At 71.8% G+C, this 16,382-nt stretch carries 18 protein-coding genes; 7 read left to right on the forward strand and 11 right to left on the reverse strand.

Features of this window, described 5'->3' with window-relative positions; genetic code table 11:
- Nucleotides 1-16 precede the first annotated feature (16 nt).
- The 9 genes from glmM to ABZ794_RS15670 form a co-directional block, all read right to left on the reverse strand.
- On the reverse strand, nt 17-1,372 hold the full coding sequence (gene glmM, locus ABZ794_RS15630; protein WP_091402319.1) for a phosphoglucosamine mutase: 1,356 nt from the start codon (nt 1,370-1,372) through the stop codon (nt 17-19).
- Nucleotides 1,373-1,488: 116 nt separating this feature from the next.
- Nucleotides 1,489-1,962 (reverse strand): 30S ribosomal protein S9, encoded by a 474-nt coding sequence (gene rpsI, locus ABZ794_RS15635; protein ID WP_112626216.1) that lies wholly within the window; start codon nt 1,960-1,962, stop codon nt 1,489-1,491.
- A 20-nt stretch (nt 1,963-1,982) separates the two neighbouring features.
- A complete protein-coding gene (rplM, locus tag ABZ794_RS15640) occupies nt 1,983-2,426 on the reverse strand; it encodes a 50S ribosomal protein L13 (RefSeq protein ID WP_053653864.1) in 444 nt (147 codons plus the stop codon).
- A 209-nt stretch (nt 2,427-2,635) separates the two neighbouring features.
- Nucleotides 2,636-4,018 (reverse strand): nitrate/nitrite transporter, encoded by a 1,383-nt coding sequence (locus ABZ794_RS15645; protein ID WP_124854248.1) that lies wholly within the window; start codon nt 4,016-4,018, stop codon nt 2,636-2,638.
- Nucleotides 4,019-4,178: 160 nt separating this feature from the next.
- Complete coding sequence (locus ABZ794_RS15650; RefSeq protein ID WP_091402325.1) at nt 4,179-4,472, reverse strand: hypothetical protein; 294 nt, start codon at nt 4,470-4,472, stop codon at nt 4,179-4,181.
- The gene (locus ABZ794_RS15655; protein WP_091403518.1) at nt 4,462-4,719 is read right to left on the reverse strand and encodes a DUF6364 family protein; all 258 of its coding nucleotides are present in this window, start codon (nt 4,717-4,719) and stop codon (nt 4,462-4,464) included. The genes ABZ794_RS15650 and ABZ794_RS15655 overlap by 11 nt, the downstream gene beginning before the upstream one ends.
- Nucleotides 4,720-4,807: 88 nt before the next feature.
- The gene (locus tag ABZ794_RS15660; RefSeq protein ID WP_210783278.1) at nt 4,808-5,503 is read right to left on the reverse strand and encodes a methyltransferase domain-containing protein; all 696 of its coding nucleotides are present in this window, start codon (nt 5,501-5,503) and stop codon (nt 4,808-4,810) included.
- 282 nt (nt 5,504-5,785) lie between these two features.
- Nucleotides 5,786-5,983, reverse strand: coding sequence for a DUF397 domain-containing protein (locus ABZ794_RS15665; RefSeq protein WP_210783276.1), 198 nt, complete (start codon nt 5,981-5,983; stop codon nt 5,786-5,788).
- The gene (locus ABZ794_RS15670) at nt 5,974-6,741 is read right to left on the reverse strand and encodes a helix-turn-helix transcriptional regulator (RefSeq protein WP_210783275.1); all 768 of its coding nucleotides are present in this window, start codon (nt 6,739-6,741) and stop codon (nt 5,974-5,976) included. Before ABZ794_RS15670 ends, ABZ794_RS15665 begins: the two co-directional genes overlap by 10 nt.
- A gap of 371 nt (nt 6,742-7,112) precedes the next feature.
- Here ABZ794_RS15670 and ABZ794_RS15675 point away from each other — a divergent pair, with 371 nt between their 5' ends.
- From ABZ794_RS15675 to ABZ794_RS15705, 7 genes are all read left to right on the forward strand, one after another.
- Nucleotides 7,113-7,337, forward strand: coding sequence for a hypothetical protein (locus ABZ794_RS15675; protein WP_210783393.1), 225 nt, complete (start codon nt 7,113-7,115; stop codon nt 7,335-7,337).
- Nucleotides 7,334-7,609 (forward strand): hypothetical protein, encoded by a 276-nt coding sequence (locus ABZ794_RS15680; protein WP_210783273.1) that lies wholly within the window; start codon nt 7,334-7,336, stop codon nt 7,607-7,609. The genes ABZ794_RS15675 and ABZ794_RS15680 overlap by 4 nt, the downstream gene beginning before the upstream one ends.
- Nucleotides 7,610-7,724: 115 nt before the next feature.
- Nucleotides 7,725-9,899 carry a molybdopterin oxidoreductase family protein gene (locus tag ABZ794_RS15685; protein WP_210783271.1) on the forward strand — a complete coding sequence of 725 codons (2,175 nt, stop codon included), beginning with the start codon at nt 7,725-7,727 and terminating at the stop codon, nt 9,897-9,899.
- A complete protein-coding gene (locus ABZ794_RS15690; protein WP_357516044.1) occupies nt 9,896-11,335 on the forward strand; it encodes an FAD-dependent oxidoreductase in 1,440 nt (479 codons plus the stop codon). Before ABZ794_RS15685 ends, ABZ794_RS15690 begins: the two co-directional genes overlap by 4 nt.
- Entirely contained in the window at nt 11,332-13,869 is a 2,538-nt protein-coding gene (gene nirB, locus ABZ794_RS15695; protein ID WP_210783267.1) for a nitrite reductase large subunit NirB, read from the forward strand. The genes ABZ794_RS15690 and nirB overlap by 4 nt, the downstream gene beginning before the upstream one ends.
- Nucleotides 13,866-14,213 (forward strand): nitrite reductase small subunit NirD, encoded by a 348-nt coding sequence (gene nirD, locus ABZ794_RS15700; protein ID WP_210783265.1) that lies wholly within the window; start codon nt 13,866-13,868, stop codon nt 14,211-14,213. The genes nirB and nirD overlap by 4 nt, the downstream gene beginning before the upstream one ends.
- Nucleotides 14,213-15,301: a uroporphyrinogen-III synthase gene (locus ABZ794_RS15705; RefSeq protein ID WP_238679479.1), complete on the forward strand. Its 1,089-nt coding sequence runs from the start codon at nt 14,213-14,215 to the stop codon at nt 15,299-15,301. Before nirD ends, ABZ794_RS15705 begins: the two co-directional genes overlap by 1 nt.
- A gap of 95 nt (nt 15,302-15,396) precedes the next feature.
- On the opposite strand, the gene ABZ794_RS15710 is transcribed toward ABZ794_RS15705, so the two are convergent.
- Nucleotides 15,397-16,020, reverse strand: a complete 624-nt coding sequence (locus ABZ794_RS15710) for an ATP/GTP-binding protein (protein WP_030329978.1) — start codon at nt 16,018-16,020, stop codon at nt 15,397-15,399.
- Complete coding sequence (locus ABZ794_RS15715; protein ID WP_007465174.1) at nt 16,001-16,366, reverse strand: DUF742 domain-containing protein; 366 nt, start codon at nt 16,364-16,366, stop codon at nt 16,001-16,003. Before ABZ794_RS15715 ends, ABZ794_RS15710 begins: the two co-directional genes overlap by 20 nt.
- Nucleotides 16,367-16,382 lie beyond the last annotated feature (16 nt).

Genomic DNA, 16,382 nt, shown 5'->3' on the forward strand with positions numbered 1-16,382 from the left:
CCGCCCCGAGGTGGTCTCAGGCGACCGGGCTCGCGGTGCGGACCAGCTCGGCGATCCGCTCGGCGACCTCACGGGCGGTCGCCTCGGTGGCCGCCTCGACCATCACCCGGACCAACGGCTCGGTGCCCGACGGGCGCAGCAGCACCCGGCCGGTCTCCCCCAACTCCGCCTCGGCCCGCTCGACCTCGGCGCGTACGGCGGGTGCGGCGGCGCCGACGGTCCGGTCGCCGACCGGCACGTTGATCAGCACCTGGGGCAGCTTGGTGACCACCGAGGCCAACTCGGCGAGGGACTGGCCGGTGGCCGCCATCCGAGCCATCAGGTGCAGGCCGGTGAGCACCCCGTCGCCGGTGGTGGCGTGCGCGGGCATCACGATGTGGCCGCTCTGCTCACCGCCGAGCGCCAACCCGGAGGCGCGCAGCTCCTCCAGCACGTACCGGTCACCGACCTTGGTCTCGATCAGGCGGATGCCCTGCGCGGACATCGCGAGGCGCAGCCCGAGGTTGCTCATCACGGTGGCCACCAGGGTGTCCTGGGTGAGCGTGCCGGCGTCCCGCATGGCCAGCGCGAGGATTGCCATGACCTGGTCGCCGTCCACCTCGTCACCGTCGGCGGTGACCGCCAGGCAGCGGTCGGCGTCGCCGTCGTGGGCGATGCCCAGGTGGGCGCCGTGCTCGACCACTGCGGCGCGCAGCGCCTCGATGTGGTTGGAGCCACAGTCGTCGTTGATGTTCAGCCCGTCGGGCTCCGCGTGGATGGCGATGACCTCCGCGCCGGCCTCCCGGTAGGCGACGGGGGCGACCTCGGCGGCGGCGCCGTTGGCGCAGTCGACCACTACCTTGATCCCGTCGAGCCGGTGCGGAACGGTGCCCACCAGGTGCTGGACGTAGTGGTCGGCTCCGTCGAGCAGGTCGTGCACCCGGCCGACGCCGGCACCGATCGGCCGGTCCCAGGCGGTGGTGGCGTTCGTCTCGACGGCCGCCTCGATCTGCATCTCGATCTCGTCGGGCAACTTGTGCCCACCGGCGGCGAAGAGCTTGATGCCGTTGTCCGGCATCGGGTTGTGCGACGCGGAGAGCATGACACCCAGGTCGGCCTTGGCCTCCGCGGTGAGGAACGCCACCGCCGGGGTGGGTAGCACGCCGACCCGCACCACGTTGGCGCCGGCGCTGGTCAGCCCGGCGACCACGGCGGCCTCCAGCATCTCGCCGCTGGCGCGGGTGTCGCGACCGACGACGGCGAGCGGCGGATGACTGCGGTCCGTCTCGGCGAGTGTGTGCGCGGCTGCCACCGCGAGCGCCAGCGCCAATTCCGGGGTGAGATCCGCGTTTGCCCGCCCGCGTACGCCGTCCGTGCCGAACAACCGACCCATACCCGCCAACCTCCGAAAGAGCACTGCCAGTGAGGAGAAAGCGGAACGGCCGACCCGCCTCCCCCGAGGGGGAGGCGGACCGGCCGTCCGTCAGAAGTACAACGCGCTGGAAAAGATCAGCGCTTCGAGTACTGGGGAGCCTTACGGGCCTTCTTGAGGCCGTACTTCTTGCTCTCCTTGACGCGGGCGTCACGGGTGAGGAAGCCGGCCTTCTTCAGGGCCGGGCGGTCGTCCGGCTCGTTGATGATCAGCGCGCGGGCGATGCCCAGCCGCAGCGCACCGGCCTGGCCGGTGGTGCCGCCGCCACGCAGGTTCGCGATGACGTCGAACTGCTCGAGCTTCTCGGCGGTGACCAGCGGGTCCTTGATGAGCTGCTGGTGCACCTTGCTCGGGAAGTAGGCCTCGAGGTCCTGGCCGTTGCAGGTGATCTTGCCGGTGCCCGGGACGATGCGGACCCGGACGATGGCCTCCTTGCGGCGGCCCACGGTCTGGATCGGCCGGTCACCACGAGGCGCGCGGGCAACGGGCGCCGGCGCCTCGGTGGCCTCGGGGGCTTCCGGGGCGACCTCGGTCTCGATGATGTCGGTCATGCTGCTTCCTTCGCCCGCGCTCACTGCGCGATCTGCTTGATCTCGAACGGCACCGGCTGCTGCGCGAGGTGCGGGTGCTCGGCACCGGCGTAGACCTTCAGCTTCTTGATCAGCTGACGGCCGAGCTTGTTGTGCGGGAGCATCCCCTTCACGGCCAGCTCGATGGCCCGCTCGGGACGCTTGGTCAGCAGCTCGTCGTAGCCGATCTGCTTCAGACCACCCGGGTAACCGGAGTGGCGGTAAGCGACCTTGGTCTGACGCTTGTTGCCGGTCAACGCAACCTTGCCCGCGTTCACGATGACGACAAAGTCGCCCGTGTCGACGTGCGGCGCGAAAGTCGGCTTGTGCTTACCACGCAGCAACGTGGCGGCGTGGGTGGCCAGGCGGCCCAGCACGACATCAGAGGCGTCGATGACGTGCCACTGACGCTCGATCTCACCCGGCTTCGGGCTGTACGTACGCACAGGTCTACCTTGTCTCGTCGTCGGTCTGGGGTCGCGCGCCGAGGTGACCAGATCTAGCAGGCCGGACCAGCGCGCACGAACGACCAAGCGTACCTGAAGGGGCACGCCTCTGGATGTCGTACAACAGCAGGCAACGATACCCGGCGCCCCGTCCGCAGGTCAAAACGGGGGTGCGGTCCCGCGCGGCGACGCGCCGAGGGTGTCTCACCTCACACGTTGGCGAGTCGACCGGCCCTCGGACGGCGGTAGACCACCCAGGTGACCGCGAAGCACAACGCGTACCAGCCGATGAAGGCCAGGTAGGCGGCGTCGGCGTTGCCCGAGCTGAGGAACGACTGGCGGAACGCGATGTTGACCAGCACCCCGCCGAAGGCGCCGATCGCACCCGCGATGCCGATCAACGCGCCGGTCATCCGACGCGCCCACCGCGCGGCGGCCTCCGGATCACGCTGACCCGTGGCCACCGCGTCCGCCGACCGGGCCCGGAAGATCGCCGGGATCATCTTGTAGGTGGAGCCGTTGCCGACGCCGGAGAAGACGAAGAGGGCGAGGAACCCGGCGAGGTAGAGCCCGAACGAGCGCTCCCGGGCCGCGTACAGCACGGTGCTCGCGCCGGCCGCCATCGCCACGAAGTTCCAGAAGGTCACCCGTGCCCCGCCCAACCGGTCGGCGAGGTGCCCGCCCAGCGGCCGGATCAGCGAGCCGACCAGCGGGCCCAGGAACGTCAGCCAGGCGGCGTCGACCGGGGTGGGGAACCGCTCGGCGAACTGGAGCTGGAGCACCTGACCGAAGGCGAAACCGAAGCCGATGAACGAGCCGAAGGTGCCGATGTAGAGCAGCGACATCACCCAGGTGTGTGGATCACGGGCCGCCTCCCGCAACGCGCCCGGTTCGTTGCGCGCCCCGGGCACGGTGTCCAACCAGCGGGCCGCGGCGAGCGCGGCCAGCACGATCAGTGGCAGGTAGACCGCCGGCACCAACCGGGGGTACGCGGCGCCCGCGGTGGCGAGGACCGCCAGGCCGACCAACTGCACGGCGGGTACGCCCAGGTTGCCGCCACCGGCGTTGAGCCCGAGCGCCCGCCCCTTGAGCCGCTGCGGGTAGAACAGGTTGATGTTCGCCATCGAGGAGGCGAAGTTGCCGCCGCCGACCCCGGTGAGGCAGGCGAGCACCATCAGGGTGGTGTAGGACACCCCGGGTTCCAGCAGCACCGTCATCGGGACCGCGGGCACCAGCAACAGCAGTGCGCTGATGATCGTCCAGCGTCGTCCGCCGAAGCGGGCCACCGCCAGCGTGTACGGCAGCCGCAGCACCGCGCCCAGGGCGGCCGGCACGGCGGTGAGCAGGAACTTCCCGGCCGGATCGATGCCGTAGGCGGGGCCGAGGAAGAGCACGGTGACCGACCAGAGACTCCACACCGAGAAGCCGACGTGCTCCGCGAAGATCGAGACCCAGAGGTTGCGCCGGGCGATCGGCGCGCCGGTGGCCTGCCAGAAGTCCGGGTCCTCGGGGCGCCAGTCGTGCAGCGGTTGCCGGCGACCGGTGACGGCAGGCGGCTCGGCGGTGACTACGGTGCTGGTGAGCGTGCTCACGGCGGCTCCTCCTCGTCGATGTGACGAGGGGAAACGCTAGGAACGCCCGGTTACCTGGCAGTGCCCGTCGCGGGTCGGGCCGGAAACGGCTATCGCACCACGGGCCGGCGGCGATGGTGAGCACGCCACCGGGACGGCGCGATCGGAGCTGCCCTTACGGTCAGAGCTGCTGGAGGATACGCAGCGCGCGGCCGACCCGGAGCATGGTGTCGGTGTCGGCGACGTCCACGCACGCGGTGAACCACTTCTTCATGGGCGAGGAGATCCGGTCGGGCATCACCACGTACCGGCCCATCGACACGGCGAGCGGCGAGTCCCGCAGCAGCGACTCCTCAACCACCTCGACCACGATCACGATGGGCACGTCGGTGGAGTTGTAGACGTCCGAGCTGATCACGAGGCCGAGGCGTTCCCGAGCGCCCTCGATGCGCCAGATCTCACCCCTACGCAGCACGCGGCCGTCCGCCGGAGAACAGGTCGTTGACCATGCCCACCTCGCGGGCGTCGGCGAGCGCGGCGGACTCCAGATCCAGGCTGGCGCGGCCCACGGCGGCGGCGTGCGCGGTGAAGACCTCGCGCAGCGCCTTCTCCCGGGCGGCCTGGTCCATCCACGCGGAGAGCGACAGCCCCTCGCGCTTGGCGAACCGCCGCGCTTCCTCGATCGTCTCGTCCGTGAACGAGAGAGTCACCTTGGCAGTCATGCCGAGCAGATTACCCACCGGTGTGACCAACAGTCATCCCTGCTTCCTCGACTCGCCCCCGGGCGGGGAAACGCACATTCCGTCAGGCTTACCCGGCCCGACCGCCGAACACCGCGAAGCGCCACTCCTTGAAGTAGCAGTCGACGTCGACCAGGCCCGCCTCGGCGAGCCACCGGCACTGGTCGGCCACCGTGGCCGGGCGGTCGTGGCGCATCCGCTCCCGGGAAGCCGCGATCTCGTCGGGGGACGCGCCCAACTCGGTGATCCGCTCCAGCCACACCTCGTCGTAGCGCCGGTCCAGCTCCGGGGTCGGGCCGGCGACCTGCTCGGCGTTGACGAACACCCCGCCCGGTGCCAGCGCGGCGGCGGCCCGCCGGTAGAGCGCGCGCTTGCCGGCGTCGTCCAGGTGGTGGATCGCCAGCGCGCTGACCACCGCGTCGTACCGGCCCGGCGGCAACTCGTCGGCCAGGTCGGCGTGGACCGTTCGGTGTGGCACGGACCGCCCGTCCAACTGGTCGGTGGCGCGGGCGAGCATCGCCGGCGCTCCGTCCACCAGGGTCAGCCGGACTCCGGGCACCGCTGCGGACAGCAGCAGGGAGAGCAGGCCGGTGCCGGCGCCCAGATCCAACACCTCCGGGGTACGCCCGGTGGCGAGCGCGGCCCGCAACGGCGGCGCGGCCACCTGGACGGCGGTGCCGTAGAAGGCGTCGAAGCACGGGATCAACCGCCTGCGCGCCTCGTCGTACGTGCCGGCCACCGCGTCGAAGACGTCCGTCACGCTCATCGCGCACTCCCGTCTATTGAGACAGATTTCCCACATTATAAGCCAACGAACCGGTGTTGATGTCGTCAGCGATTCAGCTCCAAAGGCCATCCCGACTCGTACCTGCCATCGCCCGAGTCACCGCTGATTCCGCCGCAGCGAAGCCGGACCGTCGCGAGCGGTCTACGTGGTCGGTCCCTGGCCGCGCATGCGCTGCCTGGCGGGTGGTTGACCCCGGACACGCGAAAGCCCCCGGCGCTCTCCTGAGGTTCCAGGAGCCGAGGGCTCACTGCGTCATGCTGGTCAGGCCGGGTCGTGTGCCTTCGCCATACCGACGAACGCCCGCCAGGCAGCTGACCCGAAGACCAACGCCGGCCCTGCCAGGTCCTTCGAGTCCCGGACGCCAACGACGCCAGGCAGGTTGTCGGCAACCTCGACGCAGTCGCCGCCATTGCCGCTGCTGCGGGTGCTCTTACGCCACTGCGCGCCGGTCAGTTCCATGTCTTCGCCATCTCCGTAAGTAGATCGACGGATTGCCAGTGGGACAGCGCCTCGCCGCGTACGTTCTCCCATGCGGCCAGCATCGCCGCTATGTCCTCGGCACCGGTAACGACTTGCCCCTGAAGCTGATTGTCGAGGTAGCCGGCAATCCGATGCTCGGACCCCACGGCGATCACGAAGGGACCGTTCAGGCCAGCGTACGCGCCGACGGTGGAGGGGACGATGTGCACGCGGACGTGCGGGGCCCCGCACGCGGTGATGAGAGCCTGCACCTGCTCACGCATGGTGGCTCGCCCGCCGACTGGCCGCCGCAGCACGGCTTCGTCCACAACGGCGGTGAAGTGTGGCGGGTCGTCGCGGGTCAGGATGCTTTGCCGGGCCAGTCGTGAGGCTAGGTGCCGCTCGACGTCGCTGCGGGCGATGACGTCGGCTCCGGCGAGCACGGCGCGAGCGTATGCCTCGGTCTGGAGCAGGCCGGGAAGGACGGTCGACTGAAACGACCGCAGCGAGATCGCCTCGCGCTCGATCTCTTGCCATGGTCGGAACCAAATTGGCTCGCGGCGTCTTGAAGTGTCCGGCCAGATGTCCCCTATGGGCCGTCGGAGCGCACTCGCCGCCGCCTCCCGGTGTCGGGGGTGGGGAATGTGGTCGTGGTTCAGCCAGCGCGCGACCGTCTTCCGATCGACCCCGACCAACCCTGCCAGGGACTCAATCGAGTGTCCCGTCTCGGCTAGCGCGGCGCGCAGCGCATCGTTCACGGCTTCCCCCGTCGGATGCGCGGAATGTCTCGTGACCATATCGCTACGGGCTGTTCTTGTCCCATCACTGCCCGCAAGGTGGGATCCGGCGGCGCGGCCGGTAGGGACCCTGAAAACCGGTGGACGCGTTCGTACCGGGGGCCGCCCCTGGACTGCGCAGATCTTGGACACTTTCCGTTACGCGAGAACGGAAATTGTCCAAGATCTGCGCGGGCGAGCTTGCACGGGGTGGCCCTTCCCAAAGTGACGAGCAGGGGGAAGACACCGTGCCGGACAAGCCGCCCGATCGGGAACCCGAGCCGCCGCCCAAACCGCGAAAGCCGCACACGGGTGACGTCTTGCACCTGACCCGCGCCGCGAGTGTGCAGTTCATGCGCCCGATCTTCGTCCGCGTGATTCGCGTTCTCGACTGGCCGACGTACGACGGGTGGCTGTGGATTGACGCTTACGAACTGGCCGCGAGCGGCGATGCGGTCGCGCGCCGGTCCCTGTTCGTGATGCCCGCGGGCCTGATCTGGCCGGACCCGCCCGCCCCGCCGGCCCGTCGGCCAACCACCCGCAGGCCCGTCAAACGCGGTCCGGTGAGGGTCGGATGACCCGCCGCCCTCGCCCGCACCATCCGATGCGCCCGGCGTGGCTCTGCCGCAACTGCGCCGCGCCCTGGCCGTGTGCGCCGGCTCAGCTTCACCTCGCGACCGAGTACTACGGCCACTCGATCGCCCTGGCCTTCTACCTGGCAGCGAACATGCATGACGCGGTCGACGACCTGTACTCCCTAGGCCTTCGCCCTGACCTGCGGGCACTCCACGCCCGGTTTCTGGGCTGGCTGTCCCTGACCCGCCGACCACGCCGCGCCGGCTCGCGCTGACCGGCCGTCACCCACCCGTCACACTCGCTGCCCCTGTGCGGTGTGAGCCCCACTTGACAGGACCGAAACAGAAGGGACCCGGACCGGAAACCGCCCGACGGCACGCTTTCCCGACATGACAGACGGTGCACGGTCGGCGACTCCACCGGGGCTGACGCCCCGGGAAGTGGCGACGCACTGCCCGTACTGCGCACTGCAGTGCGGGATGACGCTGCGCGCGGACGACGCCGGTGTGACGGTCCACCCGCGTGAGTTCCCCACCAACCGGGGCGGGCTCTGCCAGAAGGGTTGGACCGCCGCCGAACTGCTCGACCACCCGGAACGGCTGACCACTCCGCTGGTGCGCGACGCGGCCACCGGCGAACTGCACCCGGCGAGCTGGGACACCGCGCTCGATCGGGTGGTCGCCGGCATCCGCGCCGTCCAGGACGACGCCGGCCGGGACGCGGTCGCCGTCTTCGGCGGTGGTGGCCTGACCAACGAGAAGGCGTACGCGTTGGGAAAGTTCGCCCGGATCGGGCTGCGCACCCGGCACATCGACTACAACGGACGGTTCTGCATGTCCTCGGCGGCAGCCGCCGGGATGCGCGCCTTCGGCATCGACCGTGGGCTCCCGTTCCCCCTCGCCGACCTGGGTCGGGCCGACACCCTGCTGCTGGTCGGAGCGAACCCGGCGGAGACCATGCCGCCGCTGGTGCGCTGGCTCACCGAGCAGCGCCGCAACGGCGGGAAACTGATCGTCATCGACCCCCGGGTCACCGCCACCGCCCGCCAGGCCGATCTGCACCTGCAACCGCTGCCCGGCACCGACCTCGCGGTGGCCAACGCGCTGCTGCACATCGCCCTCACCGAGGGTTGGGTCGACCGCGCCTACGTGGCGGACCGCACCACCGGTTTCGACGCGGTCCGTCGAGGCGTCGCCGCCTGGTGGCCGGCCCGCGCGGAACAGCTCTCCGGGGTGCCGGTGGCCGACCTGGAGGCGACCGCCCGCGCGCTGGGCACCGGCGGTCGCGTGATCATCCTGACCGCGCGCGGCGCGGAGCAGCACGCCAAGGGGGTGGACACCGTCACCTCGTACGTCAATCTCGCCCTCGCCCTCGGTCTGCCCGGCCGCGACGGTTCGGGGTACGGCTGCCTCACCGGCCAGGGCAACGGCCAGGGCGGCCGGGAGCACGGGCAGAAGGCCGACCAGCTCCCCGGTTACCGGCGGATCGACGACCCGGCGGCCCGCGAGCACGTGGCCGGGGTCTGGGGCGTGCCGGCCGACGAACTGCCCGGCCCGGGAGTGCCCGCCTACCAACTGCTCGACTCGCTCGGCACCCCGGGTGGCCCGCGCGCGATGCTGGTGTTCGGATCGAACCCGGTGGTCTCGGCACCCCGGGCGGCCCGGATCGAGGGCCGGCTGCGCGACCTCGACCTGTTGGTCGTCGCGGACCTCCTGCTCTCCGAGACGGCCGCGCTGGCGGACGTGGTGCTGCCCACCGCGCAGTGGGCCGAGGAGGACGGCACCATGACGAACCTGGAAGGTCGGGTGCTGCGTCGACGCGCGCTACGGCCGCCCCCGCCGGGTGTCCGGACCGACCTCGCCATCATCTCCGACCTGGCGGCACGGCTGGCCGACGCCGAATCGGCTGACGTCGACCCGACCGACGCCAACCCGGCCAGCGTGCGACCGGCCGCCGTCGCGGCGGCTCGGTTCCCGGCCGACCCGGCCGTCGTCTTCGCCGAGCTGCGCCGCGCCTCCGCAGGTGGGGCCGCCGACTACGCCGGCATCAGCTGGGACCGGATCGACGCCGACGACGGGGTCTACTGGCCCTGCCCGACCGAGGACGGGCCGGACACGCCCCGACTCTTCGCCGACCGGTTCGCCACCCCGGACGGCCGGGCCCGCTTCCACCCCGTCGACCATCGGCCGGCCGCCGAGGAGGTCTGCGCCACGTACCCGCTGCACTTCACCACCGGTCGGGTGCTGGCGCAGTACCAGTCGGGCACCCAGACCCGACGGGTGGCCGCGCTGCGCCGCGCCGCCCCGGAGGCGTTCGTCGAACTGCACCCCGACCTGGCCACCCGGCTGGGCATCGACGACGGCGACCCGGTCCGGGTCACCTCCCGGCGAGGTGAGTTCCGCGCGCCGGCCCGGCTCAGCGCCGGGATCCGACCCGACACCGTGTTCGCCCCGTTCCACTACGCGGGGGCGGGACGCGCCAACTCGGTGACCAATGACGCGGTGGACCCGATCTCCGGGATGCCCGAGTTCAAGATCTGCGCGGTTCGGGTGGAGAAGGCATGACCGCCCGGGTGGTCATCGTCGGCAACGGGATGGCGGGCGCGCGCCTCGCCGGTGAGCTGCACGCCCGGGAGGGAGACCGGAAGGTCACAGTGCTCGGGGCCGAGCCGCACCGCGCGTACAACCGGATCCTGCTCTCCACCCTGCTGGCCGGCCGGATCGACGAGCCGGACGTGGAGCTGACCGAAGCCGCCGGGCACGGCGTCGACCTGCGCAGCGGCGTACCGGTGATCGCTGTCGACAGGTCCGCCCGGGAGGTCCGCACCGACGACGGCGAACGAATCGGGTACGACCACCTGGTGCTGGCCACCGGCGCGCGGGCGGTGGTGCCGACGCTTCCCGGCCTCGACCCGGCGAACCTGCCGGAGCGGGTGGTCCCCTTCCGGACCCTGGACGACTGCCGGCGGATCCTCGCCGCCGCGGACGGCGCCCGCAGCGCGCTGGTCCTCGGCGGCGGGCTGCTCGGTCTGGAGGCCGCGCGAGGGCTGGCCACCCGGGGGCTGGCCACCACAGTGGTGCACCCGAGAGAGCACCTGATGGAACGGCAACTGGACCCGGTGGCCGGCGCGGTGCTCGCGGGCACGCTCGCCGGTTTCGGCGTCACCGTCCAACTGGGGGTGTCGGCGACCGGCGTGGCCGCGGACGCCAGTGGTGTCCGCCTCGACCTGGCCGACGGCCGGTCGCTCCGCGCCGACCTGCTGGTGCTCTCCTGCGGCGTACGCCCGGACACCGCCCTCGCGCAGGCCGCCGGCCTGACGGTGCGGCGCGGCGTGGTGGTGGACGACAGGCTCCGCACCACCGACCGGTCCATCTCGGCGATCGGCGACTGCGCCGAGCACGACGGCGTGCTCACCGGGCTGGTCGCGCCCGCCTGGGCCCAGGCCCAGGTGCTCGCCGACGTGCTGACCGGGACGGACCCACTGGCCCGGTACCGGCCCCGGCCGGTGGTGACCCGGCTGAAGGCCGCCGGCATCGACCTGGCGTCGATGGGTGACGCGGCAAGTGGCGGGCCGGGCGAGGAGCTGACCTTCGCCGACCCGACCCGGGGCACGTACGCCCGGTTGCGGATCCGGGACGAGCGGTTGATCGGCGCGATCCTGCTCGGCGACAACCCGGCGGTCGGCACGGTGATCCAACTCTTCGACCGTGGTCAGCCGGTGCCGAGTGACCGACGGGCGCTGCTGCTCGGCCGGGCACTCGGTGCGGTCGGCGCTACCCCGGCCGCCTCACCGGCGCTGATGCCGGACGCGGCCACGGTCTGTCAGTGCAACACGGTGAGCAAGGGCGCACTGGTCAGAAGCTGGCGCTCCGGTGCCCGGACTGTCGATGCGGTGGTGGCCGCGACCCGGGCCGGCACCGGATGCGGCGGATGCCGGGACGCGGTGAGCGGCATCGTCGACTGGCTGAGCCAGGCGGAATCGGTGGAGGTGACGCGATGAGCGGCGGCGAACTGGTCGTCATCGGCAACGGCATGGTCGGGCAGCGTTTCGTGGACGCGCTGCACGCCCGCGACCCACAGGGCAACTGGCGGGTGACAGTGCTGGCCGAGGAGGGGCGCCCGGCGTACGACAGGGTGCGGCTCTCGGCGTACTTCGACGGGGTGAGTGAGAGCGAACTCAACCTGCACACTCCGCACGACGGGGTGCGGCTGCGACTCGGCGAGCCGGCCACCGCCGTCGACCGGGATCGCCAGGTCGTGACCACCGCCCTCGGCGAATACCGCTACGACGCGCTGGTGCTCGCCACCGGGTCGTACGCGTTCGTGCCGCCGGTGGCCGGCACGGAACTGCCCGGGGTCTTCGTCTACCGGACCCTTGACGACCTGGCGGCGATCCGGGCGTACGCGCGGGGCCGGCGGGTCGGCGCGGTGATCGGTGGCGGGCTGCTCGGGCTGGAGGCCGCCAATGCCCTGCGACTGCTCGGCCTGAGCACCGACGTGGTCGAGTTCGCGCCCCGGCTGATGCCGGTGCAGGTGGACCAGGCCGGCGGCGCGATGCTCCGCCGCTACGTCGACGAGTTGGGCGTACGGACCCATCTCGGGGTGGCGACCACAGCGATCCGTCAGGGCCCGGACGGCGGCGTCGCCGCCCTGGAACTGTCCGACGGCACCGCCCTCGACGCCGAGCTGGTGGTGGTGGCCGCCGGCATCCGGCCCCGGGACCAGTTGGCCAGGGACGCCGGCCTGCCGCTGGGCCCGCGCGGCGGGGTGCTTGTCGACGCGACCTGTCGTACCGCCGACGAGCGGATCTGGGCCGTCGGAGAGTGCGCGGCGGTCGACGGCACCTGCCACGGTCTGGTCGCGCCGGGGTACGCGACGGCCGAGGTGGTGGCCGATCGGCTGGTCGGCGGCGCGGCGACCTTCCCGGGCGCGGACACCGCCACCAAACTCAAGCTGCTCGGCGTCGACGTGGCCTCGTTCGGCGACGCCCACGGCACGACCGAGGGCTGCCTGGACGTCACGTTCACCGACCCGGCCACCCGGGTCTACGCGAAGCTGGTCCTCTCCGACGACGCGCACACCCTGCTCGGCGGGGTGCTGGTCGGTGACGCCAGCGCGTACCCGACGCTGCGGGCCAGTGTGGGCGGCCCGCTGCCGGCCGCGCCGCTGGCGCTGCTCGCCCCGGACGGTGGCGGCGCGGACGCCGGGGCCCTGCCCGCCGCCGCGCAGGTCTGCTCCTGCAACGCGGTGACCCGGGGCGACGTGGACGCCGCCATCGCCGACGGTTGCGCGGACGTTCCGGCGTTGAAGGCGTGCACCCGGGCCGGCACCAGCTGCGGGTCCTGCGTGCCGATGTTGAAGCAGCTCCTGGACGCGGCAGGGGTGGCACAGTCCAGCGCGCTCTGCGAGCACTTCGACGTCAGCCGGCGGGAGCTGTTCGAGATCGTCCGCGTCCGCGGCATCCGCACCTTCTCCCGGCTGGTCGCCGAGCACGGTAGTGGCCGCGGCTGCGACATCTGTAAGCCGGTGGTGGCGTCCATCCTCGCCTCGCTGGGCAGCGGGCACGTGCTCGACGGCGAACAGGCGTCGTTGCAGGACACCAACGACCACTTCCTGGCCAACCTGCAACGCGACGGCAGCTACTCGGTGGTGCCCCGGATCCCGGGCGGCGAGATCACCCCGGAGAAGCTGATCGTGATCGGCGAGGTCGCCCGGGACTTCCAGCTCTACACGAAGATCACCGGTGGGCAGCGGATCGACCTGTTCGGGGCGCGGGTGGAGCAGCTGCCGCAGATCTGGCGGCGGCTGGTCGACGCCGGCTTCGAGTCCGGGCACGCGTACGGCAAGGCGCTGCGCACCGTGAAGTCGTGCGTGGGCGAGACCTGGTGCCGGTACGGGGTGCAGGACTCGGTGGGACTGGCCGTCGCGCTGGAGCTGCGCTATCGCGGGCTGCGTGCTCCGCACAAGCTGAAGTCGGCGGTCTCCGGTTGCGCCCGGGAGTGCGCGGAGGCGCGCAGCAAGGACTTCGGCATCATCGCCACCGAGACCGGCTGGAATCTCTACGTCGGCGGCAACGGTGGTTTCCGGCCCCGGCACGCCGACCTGTTCGCCACCGACCTGTCCACGGACGCGCTGATCAGGCTGATCGACAGATTCCTGATCTACTACATCCGCACCGCCGACCGGCTGCAACGCACCGCCGGCTGGATCGAGGCCATGGACGGCGGCCTTGACCACCTGCGCTCGGTGATCGTGGACGACTCGCTCGGACTCTGCGAGGACCTCGACGCGGCGATGGCCCAGCACGTGTCGTCGTACTCCGACGAGTGGCGCGACGTCCTGGAGGACCCGGATCGGCTGCGCCGCTACACCTCCTTCGTCAACGCCCCCGACGTACCGGACCCGTCGATCACCTTCACCCGGGAACGCGGCCAGCCGGTCCCCGTACGCGACCAGTCCCCGACCGGATCCGAGCCGACCAATGGTCACCGTCGGCAACCGGTCACCCTCGGCCTACCGGAGGTACGGCGATGACCCAGACCCTCACGCTGACCTGGACCACCGTCTGCCCGCTCGACCGGTTGGAGCCGGACCGGGGCGTCGCCGCCCTGGTCGACGGGGTGCAGATCGCGCTCTTCCGGACCGCCGACGAGCTGTTCGCGATCGACAACCGCGACCCGGTCTCCGGGGCGTACGTGCTGTCCCGGGGCATCGTCGGCAGCCGCGGCGGAGTGCCGACTGTCGCGTCACCGCTGCACAAGCAGGTGTACGACCTGCGCAGCGGGCACTGCCTCGACCTGCCCGGGGTGGCCGTGGCCCGACACGACGCACGTTGCCGCAACGGGCTGGTCGAGGTGCGGCTGCGACAGGAGGGTTGATGCGGGAAGAACTGGCGGGCTTCACCATCGGGGTGACCGCCGACCGGCGGCGCGACGAGTTGGCCGCGCTGCTCGAACGACGGGGCGCCCGGGTGGTGCTCGCCCCGGCGCTGCGGATCGTGCCGCTGTCCGACGACACCGAGCTGCGCGAGGCGACCCGTGCCTGCCTCGACCAGCCGCCGGACATCTTGATGGCCAACACCGGCATCGGCATGCGCGGCTGGTTGGAGGCGGCCGAGGGCTGGGGGCTGGCCGAGCCGCTGCGATCCGTGTTGGCCAGCTCGTACGTGGTGGCGCGCGGCCCGAAGGCACGCGGCGCGATCCGGGCGGCCGGGCTGCACGACCAGTGGTCGCCCGCCTCGGAAAGCTGCGACGAGGTGGTCGACCACCTGCGCCGGCGCGGCGTGGCCGGGCAGGTCATCGCCATGCAGCTGCACGGCGAGCGGCAGCCCGAGTGCACGCTCGCGCTGGAGGCGGCGGGTGCCACTGTCATCGAGGTGCCGGTCTACCGCTGGGCACCGCCGACCGACCCGGCCCCGCTGCACCGGCTGATCGACCTGATCGCCGGTCGGCTGGTGGACGCGGTGACGTTCACCTCGGCGCCGGCGGCCGAGGCGTTGCTGCGGGCCGCCGGTGACCGCACCGACGCGGTGCTGTCCGCGTTGCGCAGCGACGTGCTGGCCAGCTGCGTCGGGGCGGTGACCGCCGAGCCGCTGCTGCGGCACGGGGTGCCGGTGAGCGCGCCCGGTCGGGCCCGGTTGGGCGCACTGGTGCGGACCATCGTCGACGAGCTGCCCCGCCGGACCGTGACGTTCAAGGCCGGCGGGCACCTGCTCACGTTGCGCGGGCACGCCGCGGTGATCGACGGTGAGCTGCGGCCACTGGCGCCCGCGCCGATGGCGGTGCTGCGGGCGCTGGCCCAGTCCCCGGGTCGGGTGTTGTCCCGCACGGCGTTGCTGAGGACGCTGCCCCGGGGCGCGGACGAGCACGCAGTGGAGATGGCCGTCGCCCGGCTACGCGCCGGCCTGCGCGCGCCCCGCGTGGTGCAGACAGTGGTGAAGCGCGGCTACCGGCTCCGGGTCGACTAGGGCGTGCGGCGAAGTCCCCGGTCGAGCCGGGGGCCTCGACACGCGCCCTGAACGCGTCACGGCCGGCCGTCGCGCGCCGGCCGTGACGCGGCGTTTCAGCCGACCGGCGTCGGGAAGCCCCGCCCGTGCTCGGACTGGAGCCGGAGCATGGCGTGCTCGACCACAGTCACCAGCACCTGCTTGACCGAGTCCCGCTGCCGGGCGTCGGTCATCACGAGCGGCACCTGCGGCGAGATGGCCAGCGCCTCGCGGACCTCCTCGGCCTCGTACTGCGGTGCGCCGTCGAACTTGTTCAGCGCCACCACGTACGGCAGGTTGCGGTTCTCGAAGTAGTCCAGCGGGGCGAAGGCGTCGGTGATCCGGCGGGTGTCCACCAGCACGGCGGCACCCACCGCCCCACGGATGATCTCGTCCCACATGAACCAGAACCGAGTCTGACCCGGTGTACCGAATAGGTACAGGATCAGGTCCTGGGCCATGGTGATCCGGCCGAAGTCCATGGCGACCGTGGTGGTCTCCTTGCCCGGCACCTTGGACGGATCGTCGATGCCGACACCCGCCGCGGTCATCAACGCCTCTGTGGTCAGCGGTGTGATCTCGGAGATCGCCCCGACCAGTGTCGTCTTACCGACGCCGAAGCCGCCCGCGACGACGATCTTCGCGGAGACGATTCCCCGGCCCGGCCGCCCCCCTGCGGGGTCATAGCCTGCGAAGTCCACTTAGCACCCTTCCAAGCAGTTCCATCCGCTCCTCGAACCCCTCGGCGGGAGCAGCAGTGTGTAACGTCAGCAGGCTCTCGGCCACCATGTCGGCGACCAACACCCGGGCGACGCCCAGCGGCATCCGGGTATACGCGGCGATCTCCGCCAGCGACTGTGCTCGGCCCTCACAGACCGTGGCGATGCGGTGCTTGTCGTGCCCGGCGAAGCGGGACTCGGCGACCTGGGTGGGAGAGGCGGTCAGGACGGCCTCGAGGGCGATGTCCTGCCGGGGCTCGGTACGACCACGGGTGACCGCGTACGGACGCACCAGCGCGCCACGCGGGTCAGCGCGTCGTTGGTCCATTCCCGATCACCTCCTC

It is taken from the genome of Micromonospora sp. NPDC047187, from assembly GCF_040643355.1.
GTDB lineage: Bacteria > Actinomycetota > Actinomycetes > Mycobacteriales > Micromonosporaceae > Micromonospora > Micromonospora salmantinae.

Bases quoted from the DNA above. Each gene is read 5' to 3' on its own strand.
- glmM (WP_091402319.1), bottom strand. From the start codon at position 1,372: ATGGGTCGGTTGTTCGGCACGGACGGCGTACGCGGGCGGGCAAACGCG.
- rpsI (WP_112626216.1), bottom strand. From the start codon at position 1,962: ATGACCGACATCATCGAGACCGAGGTCGCCCCGGAAGCCCCCGAGGCC.
- ABZ794_RS15655 (WP_091403518.1), bottom strand. From the start codon at position 4,719: ATGACTGCCAAGGTGACTCTCTCGTTCACGGACGAGACGATCGAGGAA.
- ABZ794_RS15660 (WP_210783278.1), bottom strand. From the start codon at position 5,503: ATGAGCGTGACGGACGTCTTCGACGCGGTGGCCGGCACGTACGACGAG.
- ABZ794_RS15665 (WP_210783276.1), bottom strand. From the start codon at position 5,983: ATGGAACTGACCGGCGCGCAGTGGCGTAAGAGCACCCGCAGCAGCGGC.
- ABZ794_RS15675 (WP_210783393.1), top strand. From the start codon at position 7,113: ATGCGCCCGATCTTCGTCCGCGTGATTCGCGTTCTCGACTGGCCGACG.
- ABZ794_RS15680 (WP_210783273.1), top strand. From the start codon at position 7,334: ATGACCCGCCGCCCTCGCCCGCACCATCCGATGCGCCCGGCGTGGCTC.
- ABZ794_RS15685 (WP_210783271.1), top strand. From the start codon at position 7,725: ATGACAGACGGTGCACGGTCGGCGACTCCACCGGGGCTGACGCCCCGG.
- ABZ794_RS15690 (WP_357516044.1), top strand. From the start codon at position 9,896: ATGACCGCCCGGGTGGTCATCGTCGGCAACGGGATGGCGGGCGCGCGC.
- nirB (WP_210783267.1), top strand. From the start codon at position 11,332: ATGAGCGGCGGCGAACTGGTCGTCATCGGCAACGGCATGGTCGGGCAG.
- nirD (WP_210783265.1), top strand. From the start codon at position 13,866: ATGACCCAGACCCTCACGCTGACCTGGACCACCGTCTGCCCGCTCGAC.
- ABZ794_RS15705 (WP_238679479.1), top strand. From the start codon at position 14,213: ATGCGGGAAGAACTGGCGGGCTTCACCATCGGGGTGACCGCCGACCGG.
- ABZ794_RS15715 (WP_007465174.1), bottom strand. From the start codon at position 16,366: ATGGACCAACGACGCGCTGACCCGCGTGGCGCGCTGGTGCGTCCGTAC.